The organism is Paenibacillus thermotolerans, from assembly GCF_028745515.1.
GTDB lineage: Bacteria > Bacillota > Bacilli > Paenibacillales > YIM-B00363 > Paenibacillus_AE > Paenibacillus_AE thermotolerans.
Window position 1 is genome coordinate 209,508 of sequence record NZ_JAQZSG010000003.1, and the last position, 23,235, is coordinate 232,742.

Sequence of the window (23,235 nt, forward strand, 5' to 3'; positions counted from 1 at the left end):
ACCACTTTCATTTTGGGGGGATTGAGTTGAGTTTACGTTGGCTGAAGCATCGAAGTGTTGTGGCTGTTTTGCTTGTAGCTTTGTTGGTTTTATCCGCTTGTACCGGCGGCGGAGGAAATTCGGGCTCGGAGAATGCAACCGGCGATCCGCCGGAAGCGACCTCGACGGATACGCCAGCCGCTGAGGATACCGGAACGGCAACCGATGAGCCGGAACCGCAGCCGGAGCCCGAGAAGCATGATCCGGTAGAGCTGACGATTCACGGGTGGTTTTTCTCTCCGGCGCTTAAGGCGACAATCGCCGCATTCATGGAGGAGTATCCTTGGATTACGGTTACGGAAAATACGTCCATTAACCAAGCCGTCATTAATAACATCATCGCCGGCGAGAAGTCCGACCTGGTTATTTTGGATCGCGGCTTGTCAGAATGGGTAACGAACGGCAACGATCTGTTGGAAGATTTGACGCCTTATCTCGATAAGGACGAGAGAATCCAAAACTCGAATTTGGTTGAGGGATTGCTGGAATCGTTCAGCACCGGCGGCAAAACGTACGCCCTGCCGTGGACCGATATTCCGATGTGGATCGCCGTCAACAAAGAATTGTTAAGCAAGTACGGCATGGAAATGCCTGGCAGCGACTGGACCTACGACGACCTGCTGGAAATGGCCAAGAAGGCGACCAACAAGGATGCCAACGATTGGGGCATGTTCGGGCTTGCCGGCGATATGAACGACATTCGTGCGATCGCCAACGGCAGCGCCGGCAGCGCAAGATTGCTGAGCGCAGACCGGACGAAGAGCGTCGCCGATTCGCCTGAGGTGCTTGCGGATCTTCAATGGTCTCAAGACTTGATCCGCAAATGGAACGTGCAGCCGAACCCGGAGCAAATCAAGGAAAACGGTTTTGCCGGCGATCCGGCCGTCAATTTCGTAAACGGCAACTTCTTGTTCATCACCGGCGTTGACTGGATTCTCCCGACGCTTCAACAGGCGACCTTCGACTGGGACGTTCTTCCGTTCCCGCGCGGCTCGCAGCGTCAAGTGACGCTTCATCAAGTTGGACCGATGTCCATGGTGAAAGCATCCGAGCATAAAGAAGAAGCGTTCATGTTCCTTAGCTTCCTCTTCAGCGAAAAGGCGCAAAAGCTGAGCATCGACAACGGTTCCGGCTCTTGGGTGAAAAGCCCGGAAATCGACGCCTACTACGATCAAGCGGCGATTTGGAAAGGAAAGAACATCGAAAACGTCAAGATGAGCGCCCAAATGTGCTGCTACTGGAACGATATGAACGTAATGGATCTCGGCGATTATGTGAACAGCGTGAGCGCCCGAATCGGAAAAATGATGAACGAAGGCGGCAATTTCAGCGAAGTGATTCCGTTCGTCGAGGAGTACAACAAGAAAGCGGCGGAAACACGCAAAGCATTGGGCTGGTAGTGCGGGCATTATTGAAATGATAAAGACGGTCGGGGCCGCCGAAACCCTCGCGTATGAGGGGCGGTCCCGTTCTTACTACATCATAAGTGAATTTTCTACGGAGAGGAACATGAATATTGGATGAGAGAACCAACCTGTACGGTACAGACGTTATCCCCTTTTCCGTAGCGACTCAGTCGGAAACTCTCCTGTTCGTATCGGGGCAAGGCGGATGCGACCCGTGTACAGGGGAAGTAACGGCGGTCGATTTGGAAAGCCAGACCAAGCTTACGGTCCGAAACATTCAAGATATATTGGCTCAATGGAATCTCACGTTGGAGGACGTCCTGAAGGTCAATGTGTATTTGTCCGATCGCAGAAATTACGAGGCGTTCAACCGGATCTATGCCGAGCTGTTCCCCCGCCCTTATCCGGCGCGCACTCTGGTATACTGTCAATTGAATTTTGATCTGTTGGTGGAAATCGATGTCATCGCAAAGCTAAGAAAGTAAGCGTAAAGACCGCGGTTTTTTTGCGTTTCGCAGCCGTTCCGCGGTCTTTTTTCATGGCTCCGGCCGTCCCGACAGCTTTACATAATAAGCGTTCTTCTCATGCGCGACTGCTTTCACCTCTTCCAGCCTCCGGATTTGCTGGTCCAAATGCTCCAAATGCCGCGACAGCAAGTCGATTCTCTTATGAAGCATGCGGTTTATTCCGGGGTCCGTCGGCTGTTTGCTGAGCAGGCAGCCGTCCTGTGCGAACGCCGCAATGTCCTGAAGCTTCATGCCTGTTTGCTTCAAACCGTCAACAAACCGAATGAATCGAAGATCCTCTTCATCGTACCTCCGAATTCCGTTGCTGCCGCGCTTGGGCTCGGGCAAAACTCCGATTTTTTCGTAGTACCTGAGCGTGAAGGCGGATATCCCGGTCATTTTCGAAATTTCTCCGATGGTGTACATCCATTTTATCTCCTTAGGAGCTTATAAGAACTACTTTTCCTGCCGATTCCGAGTTTTTTAACAGCTGCTGTGCGGACGCCGCTTCGGCAAACGGTACGCGGTGCGAGATCAATGGTTTGATTTCGCCCTTCTCCAGCATGGAGAAGAGAATCGCTGCGTCCTGTTGAAACCAATCCGGCTTATCCTTTCTTAACGAAGTAATGCTGTATATGAAGGCCGGATGGCCTTTCGGCGTAGCGCCTGTTTCCGTGACGGTCTTCCAATCGTCCATCCACTGCTTGTCCGTCGGATCGCACAAAGCGGACGTGAAGCCGTACCCGATGAACCGTCCGTTGCGGTTTAACGTTTGAAACGAGCGATGCCAGTTGCCGCCGCCGATCGGATCGAATACGGCGTCCACTCCTGCCGGTTCGAGCCGGCGGATCGTATTGACGAAATCGTCGCTGCGGTAATCGATCGGAATCGCTCCGTATTGTGATACGATACGATGCTTCGATGCCGATGCGGTGCCGTACATGGTAAGCTTCAACGCTTGTCCCAATTCCAACAGCGCGGTTCCGACGCCCCCGCTCGCTCCATGGATCAGGACGCTGTTTCCTTTCTTTACGGCCGCCAGACGATGAAGCATCTGATACGCGGAAACATAATTAAGCATTACGGCCGAAGCTTGGGCGGCGTCAACCGAATCGGGAACCCGAATCAGCTGTTCCTCGGAGGCGTACAAAACTTCCGAGTAACCGCCCGTGCCGTTCGAAAGGACGCCGATGCGATCGCCTTTTCCATACGATTGCACACGTTCGCCTGTTTCGTCAACTATGCCTACGACATCATAGCCGGGGACGAACGGCGGAGTCGGCGATTCCGGAAAGACGCCCTCTCTTCGCATGACATCCGCAAGCGCAACCCCCGCGGCTTGCACCTTGATTCGAACCTCGCCCGGCTGCGGTAAACGCAGCGGTTCGTTCACTCGCTCCAGCACCTCGGGACCGCCATATCGTCTTACTATTATACGTGAATAATGCATCGACATCTCCCCTTTTTATTGATGTATCGGATTATAAAGGTTAGAGTCGGCTCTAAGTCAATAAGGTTCGCTCATGCATCTCCATTTCGCTTATACAGAAAGAGGAGACATCGTCTCCTCCCTCCCATTGACTTCTTTGACGGACGATCCGGCGGGTCGAATAACGTCCCTGAAATCTATTTTTTATTCCACCAAACCGGAGCGCTCGACGCCTTGAATGAAGTAGCGCTGCAGGAATAAGTAAACGATCAGCATCGGCAGCAACACCAGGAACGTCGCCGCCATAATGACGGTCAAGCTGAATACTTCGAAGCTTCGGCCGGACATCTGGTCCAGCGACTGGTACAGACGCGGCAGCATCATCGGAAGCGTGAACTTTGTGTCGGAAGACAGGAAGATGGACGGCTCGAAGAAATCGTTCCAGTGCCATACCAACGACAGCAAGGTTGTGACAACGATCGCCGGCGGCGTCAAAGGCAAAATAATGCGCCAATATACTTTGAACGTTCCGCAGCCGTCCACCCGCGCAGCGTCCTCCAGCTCCCAAGGAAGGTTGCGAAACAGCTGGCGGAAAATAAAGATAAACAATGCGCCGCGCAGCCCGTTCCCCAAAAAGCTGGGAACAATCAAGGGGAGCATGCTGTCGAGCCATCCCATTCCCTTATATTGCATGAACATCGGAACGATGATCGTTTGGGGAGGAATGATCAGTGTAAACATGCAAAGAAAGAACAGAAGCTCGCGTCCGGGAAAGCGGATCCGGGCAAATCCGTAGGCCACGAACGAACACGAAATGACCTGACCGATGACGCTAAGACCGGAGATGATGACCGAATTTTTAAAGTGAGTCCAATATTGCAAGCCTAGCGCGCCGTAATAGAAATTTTCCCACGCCATGCTTGTCGGAATCCATTTGATGGTAAAATTCATTAGATCGACCGGCTGCTTTAGAGCCGTCGTAATCATGTAAATGAACGGATACAAGAATACGAAAGCCAAGTCTATCAGAATAACATATACGAATATTTGGTATATAATGCTATACCAGCGGCTTTTGCTGATGGCCCGGCTTTGCAAACGCCTCAACATGGCGCCCGCTTTGTCGGCGGTTTTCGGTCCGCCCGCCTCCGTAACGGATTGGCCGGGATTCGATATAGGATTCACGCTGCATTCACTCCCTTGCTTATTTTTCCCCCGTATAAACAACTACGCGTCTGGAGGAGACAAATACAATGACTAATAACAGAAAGATAAACAAGAAGTAAATCCAGCCCATGGCAGAAGCGTAGCCCATTTCGATTTTCGTAAATGCCGTATTCTTGATGTACACCATCATCCGGTTGTTGATATCGGTGAAGGAGTCGACGAACGTATATACCGTGTTCAGCAATATGATCGGGGAAATGAGCGGCAGCGTAATTTTCCAAAACATTTCCCACTCGGTCGCCCCGTCGCACCGGGCCGATTCATATAGAGAGAGTGATATCCCTTGCAGCCCGGCAAGAAAGAGCAGCACCTGCACGCCGGTTTTCCAGAAGATGACCGTCAGACGGCTAAGCATATCGAAAATAATTTGCGAAAACGTCGGCCCCATATAAAGGAACACTTCGTCCGGCACGCCGATCCCGTTGACCAGCGTATCTTTTCCGACGCCCGCATACAGCAGCTGCTGCATGGCAAGCCCCGTACCGATCAGTACGGGAAGGAAGAAAGCCGCCCGAAAGAACGCTCTTCCTCTAATTTTGTGGTTCAACAAAATAGCGATGAACAGGGAAAATACGATAATAAGCGGCGTATTGATCAGCGCGTCCTGAACGACTGTAATAAACAGAGGAATGTATTGGGTGTCCAACACGAACGCTTTCTTGAAGTTCGCCCAGCCCACAGCCTGCAGTTTGAAGTTGCCGACGCCTACAACCTCATGGAAGCCCAGCCACAGGGAGTAAACGAGCGGATAAGCCATAAATAACAGAAACCCAACGACCCACGGCGCGATATATACATAGCCTGCAAACATTTTTTTCCTTTCGAGACTTATTCTTCTCATGCTCAACCCCCCTTTGGCACGACGATAAAGTCTTTCTCGGGAATCGTATGTCCGTCGACGATGATTCCGCGAGGCAAGTAGTTGACAATGACCCGGGTGCCGTCCTCGTACGTGGTCTCATACACGTCGGACTGTACTTTCCGGTGCCCTACTATAGTTTGCGGCCATAGAGGCCGCAGCCTCTCGTTCATTTCCTTGTACTGCTCTACCGAGCGATCGACCCAGTTGTCGTAGTCGGAGCTGAACAAATCGCTGTAATACGTATCCTTCAGTTCCTCGGAATGGTCCGCCGTCAATTGGTAGTAAGGCATGTAGCCGTATTCGACCATTTTTAAATATTGCAGGTCCGGATCGTAGAACAGGTTTTGCGGATTTCCGGAATACGGCACGTAGCCGTGAAGCACCATCTGATAGAACGGAACGACTTCGTCCGTAAAGAAATAGCCGCTGTCGTCCATTGGGGCGTCAAACACGCGGTCCGCCATCAGAATGCCGTAGCCGTTGCCGCCGACGACCGCCGCTCCTCCGAACTGCTTGCGGGAGGTGTCCATCATCTCCAGCCATTGCTTCGCCGTGCCTTCCCTGAGCAGGGGGTAATCGTCGTTATAGTCGTAATAAACCAGCGATCCGATTCCGTCAAAGTTAATGCCTGTAATGTTCAGCTTGCTTAACGGATCCAAATAATGGTTCTGGAACGCCAAATTGCGCTTGCGCGCATTCAGGTAGAACATTTCGTTGAAACGGTCCGTAACGGCGAAATGGTTCGCTCCTTTCACGACATCGGTGCGGGTCGAGAAACCGCCGCTGTTCTTCCACGCTTCGATGAAATTATCCTGAAGGAACAGCTGATAGCCGTTCTTCTTCGTAAAATCGCTTAATTTCTGCAAGCCGCTCATGCCGCCTAACTCGGGAGCAGGCTTGCCGTCGGAAGGGTACTCCAGGTAGCCTTTGCCCGTCCAGCCAAGCAAATTGGCGGATATTCGCTCTACGCCCCGCTTCTTCAAGTCTTCCATAATCGATTGCGCCTGCGAGAACGTTGTCGTAGAGATGTAGGCATCGATCAAGATTTGATGCTTCTTGATGCCGGTTAGCAGATCCAGCCCGTATGGGATCGGATCGCCTTGTTGAATGCGGGACTTCAGCCCTTTCTCATCGACGAGAAAATTGCGGTACGCGGCAGCCATTCGGCTGTAATCGGCATCATCCCCGCTGAAAAACACATAGCGGACCGTATGGTCTTCACGGATCAATTCCTTCTCCGCTTGCTTCGTCAGGTTGCCGTTCCGCTTCACCGCTTCATAATCCCGCCGGTAAACAAACTCGGACGAAACGCGGTTCAAATTGATCAAATATCCGCTCGGGGAATAGAGCACATTCGCATCGTATTCACCGTCGGTGATCATGCCGAGGAAGGCGTTGTCCTCAACCTTCAAGCCGAAGACGGGAAGAAGGGCGCTCTGCTCTCTCCGGTTAAAGTAGTTGAACGTAATCGTATCCGGACCGTACACGCTTGCCTTATACGGGTTCAAATAGTTCGGATGATTGGACTTGAAGTACGAAATAGCCCCGGGACCGTCGGGATAAAAGGCGTAGCCTTGCTGATGGTCCGATGCCGCCCCGAAAAACGGCAGCGGAGCGATCGACATAATCCAGTTGTTTTTCGATTCCTTGATCGACTCGGCCGGAATCGTCACGTCCAGCGCATCGCCTTTCAATTGAAAGCTCATATCGAAGCTGATTTTCAGTCTCGGCAGCTCATAATGCACCAAGATGCCGTTGTCCATCGGGGTCGTGCTCAAGCTCGGCTGTTCGATCACGGAGTTCGTTTCCTGCGTTTCCAGCGCCGGCAAGCTCGGATCCGTATACGTCATATGGAAGATCGACTGACTGCTCGCCGTCCATAGCTCGTTCCCGTCCGTCTCGACATCGTCCAGCGATACCGCCGATTTCCATTGGTATCCATTGGTTTTATCCTGCACTTTAATGGCGGAATCGGAGGATCGGAAGTACAGAATAAGCCGATCGGATTCGCCGATTTTCTCGTATTCGCTTTGCTGTACCGGGGGCGGAATTTCGGCATCCTCCGGTATGGCGGCCTCCGCCGTCTGCTCACTCATCTCCTGACGGACTTTGTCGATGGATCTTAGCACGGAGGGCAGGGCCAGAAGTATAATAGCCGCGCTGATAATGCCTACGGTTATATAGTAAACCCACCTTTTGGCTTTTACCGTTAGCATGGTATCCCCCCTCAATTTTCCAGTAAATATCGGATTTCGATGCTAACTTCGTCAATGAACTGAAGCACGTGGTTCGTCAACGCGAAAACAAGTCCGACGGTTCCCCAGAAGATGATAAAAGCAAAAATGCACAATAGAGTCACGCCGACCGTTTTTTTAAAGGTGTAATCGTTCAAAACCTTAATCTGGATGAAGATCAGTATGGCGACCCAGATCCAAACAATGGCGTTCAAGCTGTGATAAAGGCCGATTTCCCCCCTCGAAATGATCAGCGAAAGGAGCGCCAGCGGTATTGTAAAGACGATATACGGGATTAGTGAAAAAGACATCGCCGCAAATACGTCCCTAAAGTGGGCCTCGCCGTCCATGATCGCCGTGATCAAATAACAGGCGATGACTCCCGAAATAAGCGGTAAGACGAATCGGGCGAGCTCCAAATTTAAATTCGCATCTTCCGGCTGCAAAGCCGTAATGTGAAAGCTGGTCATGTAAATGGTAATAATTCTTACGCATAAAGTCAGAAGGATCAAAATGAAGGCCGCGGCCACATTCCGCTGTTTCTGCAGTTCTTCGAACGCGTCAATCGGGTGGAAAAGCACCGCGACCCCTAATCGGAAAGAACGCAGCCCGGACTGCCTGATCGAAGCTAATTTGTTCAAAAGCCATACCTCCTTATGACGTTATTCGTAACACGACGCAGCCACTTCACAATGAGGTATATCACATACACAATCGCTACAGCCGCAAGCAAAACCCAACCGAGATATTTGCGCATCAGGTCGTGCCGATATTCCGCGAACGCTTTCGAATAACCTTCCTGGTCCTCGCCCAGCTTGAATTCCTTCATCGCTTCCTTCCACTTTTCTTCCTTCATCAGCGCTTTGGCGACGCCCCGGTGGGCCCACGGATAGTTTTCGTCGATTCTCAGAACTTCTTTCCAAGGCTCCATAGCTTCCTGGTAGCGTCCGTCGAAATACAGCTGGCTTGCTTCGTGAATCAGCTGTGCAAACCTAGTAGGTTTAAACATTTGAATATTGTTGCGGTCCCGGTCAAGCACATAAATATTGCCGGATTTGTCGACGACAAGGCTGATCGGATATTCAAAGCGGCTCTTTACGTCGCCATGACCGCCGAATACGGCCAGCAGGTTGCCTTCCTGGTCATACTGGTAAATTTTCCGCGACGTAGCGTCAAGCGCATTGACGATGCCATACTGATCCACGGCCAAATCGACAAAATAAGGCACCTCAAGCGTTCCGCTATCGATCGAATTTTCGCCATAAAATTTCTTCGTGTAAATGTTCTCGCCCATCGCATTGAATTTCTTGATTTGATCGCTTTCAATCAGCACAGTAGGGGCATATATGAACCCTTTGTTGTCCATCGTAATATTCGAGTTTTGCGGCGGTACGGCATTGTTCAGCTGCTCCCGCTGCTCCGGTGTAGCCAGCACGCGAACGAGCAGGTTTTTCCAGCTGAACGGAACGCGGTTTGCCCCGATATAGCCGCGGAACTGGTTCATCGCGTCGATCATCATGAAGCCGCTGTAATCGGTCTTATTCAGCACGTACAAATATCCGCGGCGGTCGATAATGACCTTATCCGGAGCGAAATCCATATCTTCGCTAATCAGCTTGGACTCCGGCTTCGCAAATTCCTCGATAAACTCGCCGTCCGGCGACAGATGCACGACTTTTCCGTTTCCCGTATCGGCAACGAACATGTGGCCGTAATCATCGACGAAAATCCCTTGCGGTCTGCTGAAGGATAGCCCCTGCTCCTCCCCGTAGATGCCGAGCACCTTGCCGTCGGCATTCAGCTTGACGATGCGGTTGTTCTCCGTGTCGGCCACGTAGAGCAAACCGTCCTTGTCGATAAACAGGTCGCTCGGCTTGCTCAACCCCGGTTCGCCTACATCGATGATCACTTTATCCACGGTATACGTTAGCGGAATGGGAATCCGGTATCCGTGCATAGGGTCGAGGGTATAGGACATTTCCGGAAGAGCGTAAGCGGGCAAGGCGTATATCATAAACAGCAGACATCCGAGTATTCCCGCTGCTAATCTTTTTTTCATCGTTTCCTCCCCCTAAGCTTTAATACCGGAATGAACCATCGTGTTCATAACCAATCGTTGGAACAGCAAGAAGATCAAGATCGGCGGCAGCGTTATCAGGAACGTACCGGCGGCAAGCGCCCCCGACCGCGCGACGACACCCGGTCCGCCGGCAAGCGTCTGGATCGCCAGAGGCAGCGTTTTCATCGTTTCGCTGGTCGTGAACACGAGAGCTGAGAAGAAATCGTTCCAGTTCGCGATGAACGTAAAAATAATCAGCGTCGACCATGCCGGCTTACTGACGGCCATAATGACTTTCCAGAAAATTTTCCATTCCGAAGCGCCGTCGATGTGCGCCGCTTCGATTAAAACGTCGGGAATCTGATCGATAAACTGCTTCATCAAAAAGATGTTGAAGGCCACCGCGATTTTCGGCAATATCAACGCCCAATACGTGTTGACCATCCCTAAGCTGGAGACGATCATATACGTCGGAATTTGCGTGACCTGCGGCGAGAACATCAGCGCCGACAAGATGACGGCAAATAAGGCGTTTGCGCCCGGCAGCTTGAACTTGGACAGCACATACGCGCCCAGACAGCTGACAAACAGCGTGCCTGCAACAATCGAGCCCGAAACAAACAAGCTGTTGAAAATATAGCGCGAGAAAGGAACGATCGAGCTGTCCGTTGCGGTCAGAAGATCAAAAAAGTTGCGCAGCGTCGGCTTCTGTACGAAGAAACGCGGCGGATACAGGAACAGCTCATCCAGCGGTTTAAACGCCGTTGATACCATGTAGACGATCGGCAATGCCGTGAAGCCGACCAGTGCGATCATGAATACATACAATAATCCCCTGTTGAAGCGGGTAACAAATTTCGCATAATTTGTCGACACGTCCTTTGCCCCCTTATTGATCTTTTGATGACAGCAATTTCATCACAATGCGGCCTAATCCGAACGTAACAAAGAACAGGAACACCGCGATGGACGACGCATATCCGAGTTCAAACCGGATAAAGGCGTAGTCGAACAAGTGAGAAATGATCGTATGTCCCGCGTAGTTGGGGCTCGGCATACCGGAAATTGCCACGGCGATATCGAATACGCCGAAGGCGGCCACAATGGAGTTGACCGCGCCGAACAGCAATTGCGGTTTCATCAAAGGAATGGTAATGTACCACAATTCCTGAAAGCGGCCGGAAATACCGTCGATCGATCCCGCTTCGTACAGTTCGGGCGAAACATTCTGCAAGCCGGCGAGAAACACCAGAAAGCCCGTCCCCATACTCATCCAAAGAGAAACGACAATAATGACCGGCATTATCGTATCGGGGTCGGTGTTCCACAGAATCGGCTCGCTGATCATGCCCCAGTTCAGAAGCGTATTGTTTAACAGCCCGTACCTGTCGCCGGAGAAAATATAAAGCCAAACGATCGACAACGCGATGCCGCTCGTAATCGACGGGACATAGAAAGCCAAGGAAAAGACCATCTTAGCCCGCAGCGTATTGATGACCCAGGCCAGCAAGAATGACAGACAATAGCTGAGAGGGCCTGCAACTACGGCAAACACAAATGTGTTTTTGAGAGATTTGATAAAAATGTCGTCTTCGAGAAACAGCACGCTGTAGTTCGTTAAGCCGATCCACTTGGGCGGCTGCAGCATATTGTAATAGGTAAAGCTCAAATAGACCGATTGAACGACAGGAATGACGGTGAACGTAATAAAAAGAATAAGGAAGGGGCTAAGGAATAAATAGCCTAGCGCCACCTTTCTTCCGGTACTGGACAATAAAAACCTTTTGGCTCTATGCGGCATCAGCCGAAGCGGGTTTTCCACTTCTACGCTGTTTTGCATATCGATACCCCCTCCCGCTATTCCTGATCCGGAGAAAAACCGAATTCATTTTGCTTCGCTTCAAGCTCTTTGTTAATATCCTTAATGCCCTGTTCCAGCGACTCCCGTGTGTTCATGCCGCCGAGCACGACGCGGTTCCAGGCGTTGTCGATGTTGCGCGACGTATAGTAACCGCCGAGCACATACGGTTGTTCCTTGTAATATTTCCACTGCTCCGTCAAGGCCTGCAAATCTTCCGGCGGCCAAGGCAGCTCCTTGAACGCTTCCATGTTTGCGGTGTTCCAGCGGGCTTCCACGCCAAGCAGCGCTTCAAGCTCCTGCCCGAATTGCACCTGGACGTCGGTACTGGTCCACCATTTCAAGAACTCCCATGCTTCCTTCTGACGCTTCGACTGTTTAAAGATCGCGACGGATTGCACGGCTCCGCCCGTCGTACGGTCAATCGTCCCGTCGCTCTTCAAATGGCCGGGCGAAGGCGTGATGCCCCAACGTCCGATCAATTCCGGCGCGGCTGTCGACAGCTGGACATACGTCAAATAATCGGCAACGCCGATCGGCATTTCGCCGGTACGGAACCGGTTGAAGAAGCTGGCGATAACCGGGAACTTATAGTTGGTGTACAGCTCCGTCCATTCCTGGAAAGCCTTAAACGCTTGAGGTGTATCCAGTCCGGATTTTGTCCCGTCTTTGTTGTAGAAATCGCCGCCGTTCTGATAAAGAAACGGCAAAAATCCCAAATAAGTCGGAGGATAATACATCTGCATACCGTTTTGCTGTAAAATCGGCAGCAATGCATAAGCCTCGTCCCAGGTTTGCGGAATGTTGACGCCCAGTTCGTTCAAAATGTCTTTACGGTATACGAGCACGTTGAAATCTTGCGTTTCCGGGAGGGCATAATTGCCTCCATTGTATTTGAAGGGAAGAAGCGATCCGGGCAGGAAGCGCTTGCTCACTTCCTCGTAATCCGGAAATTGCGACAAATCGACGGCGGCATCCCGGATGGCGAATTCGACAGGCAAATGCGCATCGACTCCCGTCGCCACATCGGGAGCCCGTCCCGAGCTTGCGGCCAGCAGTAACGTGTTGACCGAACCGGAATTGAGCTGTCCCGCAGGAAGTGTGTTGACGTTAACGCGAATGCCGGTGCTCGGCGTAAAATCTTCCTCGGCCAAATCCTTCATGATTTCGGCCCATTCCCTGCCTCTGGAAACCCAAACGTTGATGACCGGTCCGTTGTCCTTGCTCTTTCCGTCCTTTCCGTAAACGCTGCCCACACCGGTATAATCCTTCGTAAAGGAGGCCATGAAGTTTTTGAACGTGCTGATCGCCTTCTGGAATGCGTTGGATTTCACGTTCGGATATTTCGTATCCGGGGAGCTGACCACGATGTAATCGAGAACGAGCGGTACTTCCTTCAGCCCCATCAGCAGCGTACTCAAATTCGTCTGGCTGTTGCTGAGTTCCGATAATTGCCGCGGAATAATATCCGGATTTTTTACCATTCTCTCGAAGGTGTGGTTCATCATCCGAAGGGTATTGATCACGCTCGGACGCTGGTCCGATATTTTCTCCAATTCATCCATCTGCACCAGCAAATCGTCGGCCAGGCTTTTCAGCTCCATAACCAAGTCGGGCACCTTCTTGCCCAGTTCATACTCGAAGTTCGGATCGGGCGTCGGTCCGGTCACCATAATGATGCGCCGGTACAGATCGGCCAGCTTTTGCGTATCGGCCGTCAAATTTTCCATAATCGGCTGGTAAGGCCCCACTTCCGCGACCATCGTAATCGTGTGCTCGCCTTTCGTTAAATAAAACAGCAGCGGTTCTGCGTCCTTGCCCTCCTGATCTTGGCGATGAAGCGTTTCCATCTGCCAGCTGCGCGAATACGTGAACGGATAAAGCTCCAGCTCCTTGAACGGAACTTTGCCGTCAATGAGAATTTGTCGGAACGAAGGAAGTCCGTCTCCCCACCAATGTCCGAATTTCAAGCCGATTTTGTACAAACCGTCTTCCGGCACCTCAAAGCTCCACGTCGCCTTTTGTCCGCCCTTCCTCCAGCGCCAGTCGCCGAAGGCATTCAAACGGATTCTGCCGTTCCCCGCAGGCTCCATCAACGGATCGCCGTTGGCTTCCCTTCGAATCGTCGGGTCGGATTTGTCCGGATTGTTCTCCGCCTGCACTTTAACATTAATATTCTTAACTTCCTTATACCCGTTGGATTCGTACGTTTGCTTCACTTCTTCATAACTCGGCGGCTGCTCGGGCGCCGTGACCCTAATTTGATCAAAGGCAACCGGTTCCAACAGGAATTTCATGCGAATTACATGCGTGCCCTTGCTGAAATAAAATTGAAAAGGCTGCGTGTACAAGCCGTTGCCGTCCACAACCGGCGTGCTCATCCATATCGGCTTCTCGGTTTGCTTCGGCCGCACATCGTCGCCCTGGTTGTTCCGTTCCGGGTCTCCTCTATCCACCCAATTGCGAAAAAAATATATTCGCTGCGCTTCGCGAAACGGGCTTTGCCCGTCGATCAGCAGTTCGCGTTGGATGGGATTTCTTTTTCCGGAAAGCGGGTAATAATCCGCTTCCAGATTGTAAAGCCCGTCTTCGGGCACATCGAACGTCCATTCGATCCACTCGGTTTTTTCGTCCCATAAAAGCACGGAAGATCGGCCGTCCACGGATTCCGAGGCAGGCTTGGAACCGCCGTAAGCCGAAAACTGCCCGGCTGGAACGACAATATCCGGTCCGGCGGCGGGGACAAACCCCTGCTTCTGGTACGCCGCTAACGTTTTCCCATAGGTCGGCTGCAAAATATCGTCAATCGATAAGCTGTCAAAACCGGCTACGACTTTTCCTTGGTTCTGATTTCGGTCCCGCAAACGTTCGGCGGCATGCGATGGAAGGTTCTCACCGAAGGTTACGGAAAAAGTAAGAAATACGAGCGAGACCATGACGATTTTTTTCCACATCAGCCTTTTTTCCCGATTCCATTTCAAAAACCTTCACCTCTTTGCAATTCAAATCCTTCTGGTTCGACTCCCTTTATTCATGTTCGAATTCAGTCAACATAGGAAAGGGGTAGTCGATTCTACCCCTTTCATCGATCTTTCTTTATTATTGATTTTGCGCTTCGAGCTTCTTCAACTCGTTATCGACATTCTTTTTCACTTCGTCAAGCAGCTTCTTGGGCTCTCCTTTTCCGTCGATCGCCATGCCCTGCACGCGGAACATTTCTTCCCACAATTTTTGTCCGGCCGGGGAAACAGGACGGTAGTGCGCTTTCGGCATCATATCCAGGAACGTCTTCAGGTTCGGATTGTCGGCAAGCTTCAAATCCTCATTCACTTTCGGCATTGCGCTTATATCGTTTTGAGCGCCGGGACGTTTAGCCCAGAGCAGCGTGCCTTCGTAACCGGTAATAAACTTGATGAGCTCCCATGATTCTTTCGGATGCTTCACACCTTTCGGCATCGTGAAGGAGAATCCGCCCGACCAAGTTGTCAGCTCGGCACCGTCGCCGGCAGGCATCGGGGTGGTGCCCCATTCGAATTTCGGTTTCACCTTGTCGTTGTTGATCAAATCGTTCAAAATCCAGTTACCGTCGACGACGAATCCGACTTTACCGGTCCAGAACGGGTTTATTCCGCTTTGGCCCAACAATTCGTTGAATTTGTTGATTTTCGCCATATCGTACTTTTTCGCGTAGTTTGCCATCCATTCAAGCGCTTTCACGTTTTGCGGATCGTTCGGAGTCAATTCGCCGTTGTTTTCAAACTTTCCGCCGAAGTTCCAGGCCGAGGCAAAAATGGAGCCTTGGTTCATCCAAGGAATGAAGCCGATCTGCTCATACTGCCCGTTCGCCGTCTTCTTCGTAATTTTCTCCGCCATCGCATCCAGCTCGGCTGTCGTTGTCGGCGGTTTGTTCGGATCAAGACCCGCTTCTTGCATCAATGTTTTGTTGTAATACAAAGCGCGGTCGTCGGTCCCCCACGGAATGGAGTACTGACCGCCGTTAAAGCCGCCTTCCGCCCAAGTACTGGGGTAATAGTTCTCGGCTGCGATTTCATTGTCCGTCGCGATATACGGAGTCAAGTCTTCCAGAGATCCTTTCGCTGCGAAAGCCCCTGTCATGAAACGGTCAAGAATTGCAACGTCCGGCGGAGTGCCTCCGGCGATCAAGGTGGTCAGCTTGTCGGTACCGCCTTCATCTTGCATATATTTGACTTTAATATTCGGATGCTTCTCCTCAAACGCCGGGATCATAATGGTTTCGAAATCTGTTTTCGTTTTGCCCCCCCAATACCAGATGGTAAGCGTTACTTTCTCGCCGCTGCCTTTGCTCTCGCCGCTGTTTTTGTTCTCGGCTTTGTTTTCGCCTTCCGCCTTGTCGCCATTGCCTCCGCTGCCTCCGTTCGAGCCTCCGCAGCCCGCCAGGAAGACGGACAAGGACAACATGACCGCGAGCAGCATAACAAGAGACTTTTTCCAAGGTGCTTCGATTGGTCCCTTTTTTGCCATCCTTTTTTCCTCCCTCATGTAATAAATTACTTTTTTTAGACGCATTCCCATTGTATGCGTTTTATTTTGGGGTATAAAGGCGGTTATTTTTGTATTTTGTGTAGTATTTTTGTTTCTTTATTTGCTGAGAAAAATGAATGTGCCGAAGAAAAGCGGAATCATTTACAGATCATTAACTGCCCAAATTCCGATACTGCGCAGGGGTAATACCTTCCATTTGTTTGAAAGTCTTGATGAAGTGCCGAAAATCGTTATATCCGACTTGGAGGGTTATTTCGTAGATTTTTAAAGTGGAATTCTTTAACAACTGCTTTGCTTTTTCAATGCGCAACCGAGCGACATACTTGCTGAACGTTTCTCCCGTTTCTTCATGAAACAGCTTGCTGAAATAAGAAGGGTTCACATAGTGGTCCTTGGCCACCATGCTCATCATAATGTCTTCGGTAAAATGCTCTTCGATATAATCCAGAGCGAGCTCGATAATTTTATTCCGGCTCCCGCCCGATTTCGCTTCGTGGCAATATTTTTGAAACATCGGGCCCAAATAATCGCGCAATCCCGAGAAGCCGTCGGCGGGAAGCTGCACCGTAAAAGGACCGTTCAGGCGCTCCGGTCCGTTCGGAGACGAAGCCGCCCACCTATGTATGACATTTCTTATTAATGAGGTTAACCCCCGGTAAACGCTTAAAGGGGCGTATTTATCTTTGGAAGCACGAACATGCTCGCAAAGCTCTTCGACAAGATGCTGCACTTGTTCGATGTCTCCCAGCTTCATGGCATGGAAAATCCGGTTCTCCCATGAAGCGTTCGGACCTCTGTACGGCCGCTTGGCGCCGGGAAGCTTAGGCAGCTTGCGCACGCTGTGGATTTTGCCGGGACCTTCGTAGTAGGCATAGGCGCATGCATGAACCGCTTCGTCGAACGTCTGGTGAAGCTTCGCCCAAGAGAACTCCCCGCTGACGCCCACACTCAGCTGCACGTCCAAATGCTGTCCGGCGCTTTGCGCAAACAAGGTCAGACCTTTGACAAAACTCTTTTCCTTCTTTTCATGCAATTCATCCGTCAAGCCGTTGTACAAAATGACCAAATCGGCATCTTCGTGGTTGTTTAGCGGGCAGGAAAGGGCCTCCCCCCACCTTGCGCACGTCTCTTCGGCCAGCTTGCCCAAATCGTAGCGAATGGCCGGCCGGTCTCTGCCGTGCGTTCTCACTTTGCCCCAGTCCAAAATTTTCACTACTGCAAGCAGCATGTTCCCGGGACCTGTGTGTGAGTCGTACGTTCCGCCTTCGTTCTCCATCCTGCCCAGGGGGTATGCGGGTTGTCCCGTTAAGGCCAGTTCCATCAGACGAGGATCCGCCAAAGCTGAGCTTCTTTGCAGAAAACCGGTCGACATTCCCGGCCGATTACGCACTTGTTCTTCCCGATCCAGCTCGCGGACGCACCTTCTTAACACTTCAAGCAGCTCGGTTTCCTTAATCGGCTTCAGCACATAATCGAAAGCCCCGCAGCGAATCGCTTTTTGGGCGTAACAAAAATCGCTGTACTTGCTCAGGACGATCACTTTAATTCGCCGATTGACGTTCTTAATGCTCTCGATCAGGGCCAGACCGTCATCTCCGAGCGTATGAATATCGGCAATTAGAATGTCCGGCACGTTTAGCATGAGCCTGTTCCAGGCCTCTTCATGAACGTCCGCCGAGCCGATCAGCCTGATCTTTTCCGATTCCCAATTGATCGTGCCGTTTTTTTCCTGTTGCACCCATTTTTCATCATCCACAACCAATAGCGAATACATCTTCATCTCTCTGAATTTTCTCCCCCGTCTTAATTTGGCAAATCCCTGGAAAAACTTCTATTGAGCGATGATGGAAAAATAAAATAGTATGGCATTTTGTCAAGGAAACTATGTAAGCACTTACAATTAATATCATGTATTATCAATATATTATTATATGTAATATTATATGCATTATAACTTGCAGTTTCAATACATATATTTTATGAAGTGAAAGTGTAGAAAATTGTCGATAATTTTCCTTATCGGATATATCTATTTTGAACATAGTCATAAAACGCCGAACTATGCATGGTTGATATATATGATATGTCATATTATTGCCGCGAGTGAATGATTGTAAGACGAGTAACTTTCAAAATTCAACAAAATCAAACACTTTATTTTTAACGCGGCATGATAAGACAATAAGAAAGGGAGATTTTCTCTTATTCGGCCGTCACGCAGCTGTCGACGGCTAATCAAAGAGACAATCTCCCTTTTAAACATATGCTCTTTTCCTTTTTGCCGTATGCCCCAAATACGCTTAACGGACACTCGGTCGTCCTTACACATGCAGTTATTCTTCCAAATACAATCGGTCGCCCGTTTTCGCATTGTAATACACTCTCGTTTTTTTGCCGCTTACCGGGTCGATCTGCACTTCCGCCGTCGGCACAAATCCCGCGGGAACTGTCGCAGCCGGAATGTTTGCTTTATACCGCCGGTCTTTCCTCTTGGACAATATAAGCACCGTCAACAAAAACGCGATTTGAAAAAGCACATAACCGGCGCCGATCCAGACCCACATCAATTGCGCTTTTCCACCACCACAGCCGTGCCGTAAGCCAACACCTCGGACATGTTTTGACCCGCTTCGCCCGAGTCGAACCGAACCATGACAATGGCGTTTGCTCCCATAGCCTGCGCATTTTTGACCATCCGGTCCATCGCTTCCTTGCGCGAATCCTCAAGCATAGCCGTATACTGCTTGATTTCCCCGCCGATCAGTCCCTTGAACGATGCGAGAATATCGGCTCCGATGCCGCGGCTTCTTACAATGAGTCCGAAGCATGTGCCTAGAACTTCTTTCACCTGATAGCCAGGGATATTTTCCGTCGTTACGATAATCATGTGCCGATTCTCCTTTAATATAATTAATATATTATAGGATTAACTTACCATGTAAGGAATATAACGTCCACCAAAATTCGTCCGAATTCATGAATGTTGTGCCCATCGCTTCAACCGCTGCATCGTCAACCGTTGTTGATACTCCCCTACTTCATGCCCGGAGAAAGGGTGCACCTCGATCGTTTTTTCGCCGGCGATCCGGTTATAAGCCGCGAAAATCGTCTCCGGCCAGCAGACCAAATCCTTTAATCCGACGGAAAAATGTACCGGCACGCGAATACGATGAGCGAGATTCATAATATCGAAGTAGGACAGCGTATCCAGCACGTTCTCCAAAACGGGCGGATTTCGTTTCACGTATTCGGAGGCTTCCGTAAGCGATCCTGTTGAATTCATTATGCCGAAGTCCAAATGACATAAATTCGGAATGTCGGCGATCGTCATCGATACTTTGTCGCTGATCGCCGTCGTAAGCAGCGCCAAACCGCCGCCTTGGCTCGCACCCATGACGGCAATTTTTCCGCGATCGATTTCGGGACGGCCGCTCACCCAATCGACGGCTTTGGCGCTGTCTACCGCAAGCGCCAAATAGTAACAGCGGTCTTTGTCCGTAATATTTTGCGTAATCCAGCCCTTAATGCCCCCGCCGTCGTAATCCAATCGATTTCCCGTCTCTCCGCCTTGACCTCTCGGATCGACGGCAAATACGGCATACCCGAGCAGCAGCCATGGCGCATACCGCTCGGGCATCCCTTTATCTTCCGTATAGCCTTGATAGATGACAACACAAGGATATTTGTCTTGTTTCAGAAACGCCGGCACGAGGTACCAGCCGTAAATCGGCGTATCGTCAAATCCTTCATAAGAGACATGATACACGTCCACTCCGCACATCGGGCTTTCCGATGCGCGAATCGTGCCGTTGAGCGGTTTCGCTCCGTATCGGGCCTCGACGGCGTCCCAGAATCGGTCGAGAGTAGCCGGGTCGTTCGTCAACGGCGGCATATATCGATGCAAATCTTCAATACGTTTACGGATGGCGTTCACGAAAGCAACGACTCCTTCGGATAAAAAGTGCAAGCTTCGTTACCTATTTCCATACGCCGTCCGCGAAATCCTTCTATTTTTACAAAGCACTCCAATCAAGCACTGTCGTTAGCGTCCAGCTTGATTTTTCCTTCTTCCAGCCAGTTCATCGCTGCGCGAAAGTTGGCGAACATGCTGTTTTCCATAGGCATAGCGGCTCCCCTCCGTCACTTCAGCGGATAGGCGATCACCGACATCAACGCGTTCTCCGCCTGCGTCGTATCCAGCCTGCTGTACTGCACGATCACCGGGATATCGCTTTCCACCTCAATCGCGTAAGGCACACCGGCCGGAATGCCTGTTCCGTTGCTGGAAAGCGAGCTCGTGCGAATGTGCTTCGTGCGCCTGCCGGGAACGACGTATTGAATGTTTTCCAGCGGGTCGCGGTCCTCAAAATAAATCGTAAACCGAAGCAGCGCTTCTTCATGCGAACAATTCAGCACGCAGACCGACTCATGGCTCTCCATCGAGCCGGAGCTTGTCGGCGGGATGTACCCGTCCGGAATAAACCAAATCTTTTCCCCGATTTTTTTCATTTCCTAGCCCTCCCGTTTCATCTCAAATATATGTCAACAAGTTTTGATAACTGATTTCCAAGCTCTCGAACGGATCGCGAAGCGACGTGTCCTGCTCGACCACGTACCATTTGACGCCACATTCCCGGCAGGCGCGGATAATCGCGTTCCAATCGAGATTTCCTTCTCCGATTTCCGCAAATATTTGCTTGTTGTCGACAATCGCCATATCCTTCAAATGAACGACGCCCATTCGGCCCGTCACCTTGCGGATCCAATCGACCGGATTCGCTCCGCCGGCTTGAACCCAGTACGTGTCCAGCTCGAAATGAAACGCATGCGGATCGCTTTCCGCAAACAAAATGTCCATTCCCGTTTGCCCGTTAAACTTTTCGAATTCGAAATGGTGGTTGTGATAAATAAAACGCATCCCTTGATCGGCAACGGCCCGCGCAATTTCCGAAGCCTCCTTCGCAAACGCCCGGTATCCATCCCCGCTGCCGCGGTATTCGCTCGGTATTCCTCCTATTCCGATGTACCGGTTTCCATACATCCGGTTTTCGGCCAGCACGCCGTCCAAATCATGCTTCAACCGGTCATAGCCCGTGTGGATGGCGCAGATCGACAATCCGTTATCGTCGCAAAGCTGCTTTACTCTTTCGGGCTCGATCGGCCCGATGCCGGAAAGCTGCACCGCGGCGTATCCGATCGATTTGATTTTCCGCAAGCTGCTTTCCAATTCCTGCTCCGTTTGACAAAAATCTCTGACCGTGTACAGCTGAGCCGCAATTTTCGTTTTGTCCATTGTGATCTCCCCGCTTCCCGCTCCCAAATTAAAAATCTCATTCCGCATACAAAAAACTCAACCTGCCGTCCGGCGCCGTATCGCCGTTTATGTACAAATCCATCATATCCCCTTCGCTTTGCATATTGTCAATCCATTTGAATTCGAAGCGAAGCGGGCTTCCTTCCGGCAGGCAGAGCAGTTCTCTGTTGACGGCCAGCTGTAGCTCGTTGCCGGAAACGGCGTAGCGGGCCGTCCCCTTACGCACCCAATTCCAGCCTGCGTCGCTGTATTCTACAGCTGTCGTCGTTTCGTCGAGCACGTTCCGGTTGACGATGAAGCTGAAGCCGTTCCAGCCTTGATTCGCGCCGCCGGATACGTTAATAAGCAGCATCATCCAATGCTTTCCGGTGCGCGGGCTGACCGGTTCGACGGTGCGGGCGTAAAAATACAGAAACTCGTCGTCATGCGCAACCTTCAGCGTCTCAAAATCGTTTCGGCCCGTCTCATTGATATATACAACATCTCCGTACCCGCTATGATGCCTGGGCTTCGTGTCTCCGGCAAAATCTTTATAAACCGCCGAAACGTCCGCCCACCCGCTGAAATCGCCGCCGATCGCCATCGTTTTCTTCCCTCCGCGCGCCGGCGGCCCCAACCCTTTGAATTTGCGGATATAACCGATCATTTGCATGTAGTAGCTGTCGTTATAACCGCCCTTCATCATTTCGATGTCCCGCGAAAAGTGCAGCGTCGCTTGATCGACAAACAAAATCGGACGCTCCGGCGCTCCCTTCAGCCGCATGGCGATCCATTCGTTCCAGCCTGTAATAAACACGATGCTCGGATCCTCCTTCAGCGCGAACTCCCATTGCTCGGCTATGTTATAGCCCATATAAGCCGCGCCCGGACGGTCGTCGTTGCTGCCGTCATGATAGCTCCTGCCCCAATTGTCCCCGAAGCCGTAGAAAGGCGTATCGCTCATCGAACACGTCGGGTGCTGCGCCACGGCTACGCTGATCACCTCCTTCTCGCCTTCGTCGTTATAGTACACCCGCTGCGGACGGACAAATTCGATCCACGGAAACCCGTTCGTCTTCTGTTCGTCGAACGGCCATTGGTTAAGACGGAAGGTGAAAAATTCCCGTATTTCCTCGCTGCATTCCTCCGGATCGCCGATCATGAGCGGTTTTCCCTTCCAATGAAACCACAGCTCGCGGTAACGGCCCGGTTTATATAGGTCGTCGTAAAGCTTGGTTACGGTTTCCCCGGATCGGGTATTCGTGTAAAACACGATTTTCGGAACGTTGAAGCCTTGGCTCCTGACTTCATCCATTACGGCAAACAATGTGTCGTATACGTTCTTGTACGTTACCGCATTCGTCGTATCGAAGACGAGAAAATCGATCCCGGCGTTCGTCAGCAGCTGCACGTGCCTGCGCAGAACCCACGCATCGTTGTTCAAATAATAGCCGTAAAGCGGTTCTCCCCAAAAATGAAACGCGTTCGGCGGTCCCCAAAGCGGGTGGTCCGGGTCAAAGACAGCCTCGGGAGCCTGCTCCAAAATGTTCGTGTTGTCGTATGGGCCGTCCGTCCCGTGCTGGCCCAGCCATAAAAAATAAAAAATGCCAACAAAACTGTCCCGCCGCGGTTCGCTTACCTCCCCGTATGCCGGAAGCGCTCTTCCGTATTCGTCCGCCCCCGCGAGCAGCACGTCCGTTACCGCAGACTCGCCATTTCGATGGTGTACCATTGCAGCAAACACGCTCCTTTCCGCCGATGATGGAAACAAACCCAGCACGAAAGCGGTACTGGGTTT

The 23,235-nt window shown here is 51.2% G+C and carries 20 protein-coding genes; 2 read left to right on the forward strand and 18 right to left on the reverse strand.

Annotation, left to right across the window (positions count from 1 at the left end; genetic code table 11):
- Nucleotides 1-26 precede the first annotated feature (26 nt).
- Together PT964_RS04415 and PT964_RS04420 are read left to right on the forward strand one after the other, a co-directional pair.
- On the forward strand, nucleotides 27-1,439 hold the full coding sequence (locus PT964_RS04415; protein WP_274362119.1) for an ABC transporter substrate-binding protein: 1,413 nt from the start codon (nucleotides 27-29) through the stop codon (nucleotides 1,437-1,439).
- Between the two features lie 116 nt (nucleotides 1,440-1,555).
- On the forward strand, nucleotides 1,556-1,930 hold the full coding sequence (locus PT964_RS04420) for a RidA family protein (RefSeq protein ID WP_274362120.1): 375 nt from the start codon (nucleotides 1,556-1,558) through the stop codon (nucleotides 1,928-1,930).
- Between the two features lie 51 nt (nucleotides 1,931-1,981).
- Here PT964_RS04420 and PT964_RS04425 read toward each other — a convergent pair whose 3' ends face one another.
- The 18 genes from PT964_RS04425 to PT964_RS04510 form a co-directional block, all read right to left on the reverse strand.
- The gene (locus PT964_RS04425) at nucleotides 1,982-2,377 is read right to left on the reverse strand and encodes a MerR family transcriptional regulator (RefSeq protein WP_274362121.1); all 396 of its coding nucleotides are present in this window, start codon (nucleotides 2,375-2,377) and stop codon (nucleotides 1,982-1,984) included.
- Between the two features lie 13 nt (nucleotides 2,378-2,390).
- Nucleotides 2,391-3,401 carry a medium chain dehydrogenase/reductase family protein gene (locus PT964_RS04430; RefSeq protein WP_274362122.1) on the reverse strand — a complete coding sequence of 337 codons (1,011 nt, stop codon included), beginning with the start codon at nucleotides 3,399-3,401 and terminating at the stop codon, nucleotides 2,391-2,393.
- A gap of 183 nt (nucleotides 3,402-3,584) precedes the next feature.
- Nucleotides 3,585-4,565, reverse strand: coding sequence for a carbohydrate ABC transporter permease (locus PT964_RS04435; protein ID WP_274362123.1), 981 nt, complete (start codon nucleotides 4,563-4,565; stop codon nucleotides 3,585-3,587).
- 19 nt (nucleotides 4,566-4,584) lie between these two features.
- Nucleotides 4,585-5,448 (reverse strand): carbohydrate ABC transporter permease, encoded by an 864-nt coding sequence (locus tag PT964_RS04440; protein WP_274362124.1) that lies wholly within the window; start codon nucleotides 5,446-5,448, stop codon nucleotides 4,585-4,587.
- A 2-nt stretch (nucleotides 5,449-5,450) separates the two neighbouring features.
- Nucleotides 5,451-7,685: a DUF5696 domain-containing protein gene (locus PT964_RS04445; RefSeq protein WP_274362125.1), complete on the reverse strand. Its 2,235-nt coding sequence runs from the start codon at nucleotides 7,683-7,685 to the stop codon at nucleotides 5,451-5,453.
- 11 nt (nucleotides 7,686-7,696) lie between these two features.
- Nucleotides 7,697-8,344, reverse strand: coding sequence for a Yip1 family protein (locus tag PT964_RS04450; RefSeq protein WP_274362126.1), 648 nt, complete (start codon nucleotides 8,342-8,344; stop codon nucleotides 7,697-7,699).
- Nucleotides 8,341-9,762 (reverse strand): SMP-30/gluconolactonase/LRE family protein, encoded by a 1,422-nt coding sequence (locus PT964_RS04455; protein WP_274362127.1) that lies wholly within the window; start codon nucleotides 9,760-9,762, stop codon nucleotides 8,341-8,343. The genes PT964_RS04450 and PT964_RS04455 overlap by 4 nt, the downstream gene beginning before the upstream one ends.
- Before the next feature lie 12 nt (nucleotides 9,763-9,774).
- Nucleotides 9,775-10,638 carry a carbohydrate ABC transporter permease gene (locus PT964_RS04460; RefSeq protein ID WP_274362128.1) on the reverse strand — a complete coding sequence of 288 codons (864 nt, stop codon included), beginning with the start codon at nucleotides 10,636-10,638 and terminating at the stop codon, nucleotides 9,775-9,777.
- A gap of 13 nt (nucleotides 10,639-10,651) precedes the next feature.
- Complete coding sequence (locus tag PT964_RS04465; protein WP_274362129.1) at nucleotides 10,652-11,602, reverse strand: carbohydrate ABC transporter permease; 951 nt, start codon at nucleotides 11,600-11,602, stop codon at nucleotides 10,652-10,654.
- 17 nt (nucleotides 11,603-11,619) lie between these two features.
- On the reverse strand, nucleotides 11,620-14,601 hold the full coding sequence (locus tag PT964_RS04470) for an extracellular solute-binding protein (RefSeq protein ID WP_274362130.1): 2,982 nt from the start codon (nucleotides 14,599-14,601) through the stop codon (nucleotides 11,620-11,622).
- 118 nt (nucleotides 14,602-14,719) lie between these two features.
- Nucleotides 14,720-16,123 carry an ABC transporter substrate-binding protein gene (locus PT964_RS04475; RefSeq protein ID WP_274362131.1) on the reverse strand — a complete coding sequence of 468 codons (1,404 nt, stop codon included), beginning with the start codon at nucleotides 16,121-16,123 and terminating at the stop codon, nucleotides 14,720-14,722.
- Nucleotides 16,124-16,295: 172 nt separating this feature from the next.
- Nucleotides 16,296-17,924, reverse strand: coding sequence for a helix-turn-helix domain-containing protein (locus PT964_RS04480; RefSeq protein WP_274362132.1), 1,629 nt, complete (start codon nucleotides 17,922-17,924; stop codon nucleotides 16,296-16,298).
- Nucleotides 17,925-18,477: 553 nt separating this feature from the next.
- The gene (locus PT964_RS04485) at nucleotides 18,478-18,711 is read right to left on the reverse strand and encodes a hypothetical protein (RefSeq protein ID WP_425262670.1); all 234 of its coding nucleotides are present in this window, start codon (nucleotides 18,709-18,711) and stop codon (nucleotides 18,478-18,480) included.
- The gene (locus tag PT964_RS04490) at nucleotides 18,708-19,031 is read right to left on the reverse strand and encodes a YbjQ family protein (RefSeq protein WP_274362133.1); all 324 of its coding nucleotides are present in this window, start codon (nucleotides 19,029-19,031) and stop codon (nucleotides 18,708-18,710) included. Before PT964_RS04490 ends, PT964_RS04485 begins: the two co-directional genes overlap by 4 nt.
- Nucleotides 19,032-19,118: 87 nt before the next feature.
- Nucleotides 19,119-20,078 carry an acetylxylan esterase gene (locus PT964_RS04495; RefSeq protein ID WP_274362134.1) on the reverse strand — a complete coding sequence of 320 codons (960 nt, stop codon included), beginning with the start codon at nucleotides 20,076-20,078 and terminating at the stop codon, nucleotides 19,119-19,121.
- A 206-nt stretch (nucleotides 20,079-20,284) separates the two neighbouring features.
- Nucleotides 20,285-20,653 (reverse strand): sensory rhodopsin transducer, encoded by a 369-nt coding sequence (locus PT964_RS04500; protein WP_274362135.1) that lies wholly within the window; start codon nucleotides 20,651-20,653, stop codon nucleotides 20,285-20,287.
- A gap of 22 nt (nucleotides 20,654-20,675) precedes the next feature.
- Nucleotides 20,676-21,437, reverse strand: a complete 762-nt coding sequence (locus tag PT964_RS04505; RefSeq protein WP_274362136.1) for a sugar phosphate isomerase/epimerase family protein — start codon at nucleotides 21,435-21,437, stop codon at nucleotides 20,676-20,678.
- Nucleotides 21,438-21,474: 37 nt separating this feature from the next.
- Nucleotides 21,475-23,169 carry a glycoside hydrolase family 71/99 protein gene (locus PT964_RS04510; protein WP_274362137.1) on the reverse strand — a complete coding sequence of 565 codons (1,695 nt, stop codon included), beginning with the start codon at nucleotides 23,167-23,169 and terminating at the stop codon, nucleotides 21,475-21,477.
- Nucleotides 23,170-23,235 lie beyond the last annotated feature (66 nt).

What these genes read in the sequence shown, in the direction of transcription:
- PT964_RS04425 (WP_274362121.1), bottom strand. Translation starts at nt 2,377, where the DNA reads ATGTACACCATCGGAGAAATTTCGAAAATGACCGGGATATCCGCCTTC.
- PT964_RS04430 (WP_274362122.1), bottom strand. Translation starts at nt 3,401, where the DNA reads ATGCATTATTCACGTATAATAGTAAGACGATATGGCGGTCCCGAGGTG.
- PT964_RS04440 (WP_274362124.1), bottom strand. Translation starts at nt 5,448, where the DNA reads ATGAGAAGAATAAGTCTCGAAAGGAAAAAAATGTTTGCAGGCTATGTA.
- PT964_RS04445 (WP_274362125.1), bottom strand. Translation starts at nt 7,685, where the DNA reads ATGCTAACGGTAAAAGCCAAAAGGTGGGTTTACTATATAACCGTAGGC.
- PT964_RS04455 (WP_274362127.1), bottom strand. Translation starts at nt 9,762, where the DNA reads ATGAAAAAAAGATTAGCAGCGGGAATACTCGGATGTCTGCTGTTTATG.
- PT964_RS04465 (WP_274362129.1), bottom strand. Translation starts at nt 11,602, where the DNA reads ATGCAAAACAGCGTAGAAGTGGAAAACCCGCTTCGGCTGATGCCGCAT.
- PT964_RS04475 (WP_274362131.1), bottom strand. Translation starts at nt 16,123, where the DNA reads ATGGCAAAAAAGGGACCAATCGAAGCACCTTGGAAAAAGTCTCTTGTT.
- PT964_RS04480 (WP_274362132.1), bottom strand. Translation starts at nt 17,924, where the DNA reads ATGAAGATGTATTCGCTATTGGTTGTGGATGATGAAAAATGGGTGCAA.
- PT964_RS04490 (WP_274362133.1), bottom strand. Translation starts at nt 19,031, where the DNA reads ATGATTATCGTAACGACGGAAAATATCCCTGGCTATCAGGTGAAAGAA.
- PT964_RS04500 (WP_274362135.1), bottom strand. Translation starts at nt 20,653, where the DNA reads ATGAAAAAAATCGGGGAAAAGATTTGGTTTATTCCGGACGGGTACATC.
- PT964_RS04505 (WP_274362136.1), bottom strand. Translation starts at nt 21,437, where the DNA reads ATGGACAAAACGAAAATTGCGGCTCAGCTGTACACGGTCAGAGATTTT.
- PT964_RS04510 (WP_274362137.1), bottom strand. Translation starts at nt 23,169, where the DNA reads ATGGTACACCATCGAAATGGCGAGTCTGCGGTAACGGACGTGCTGCTC.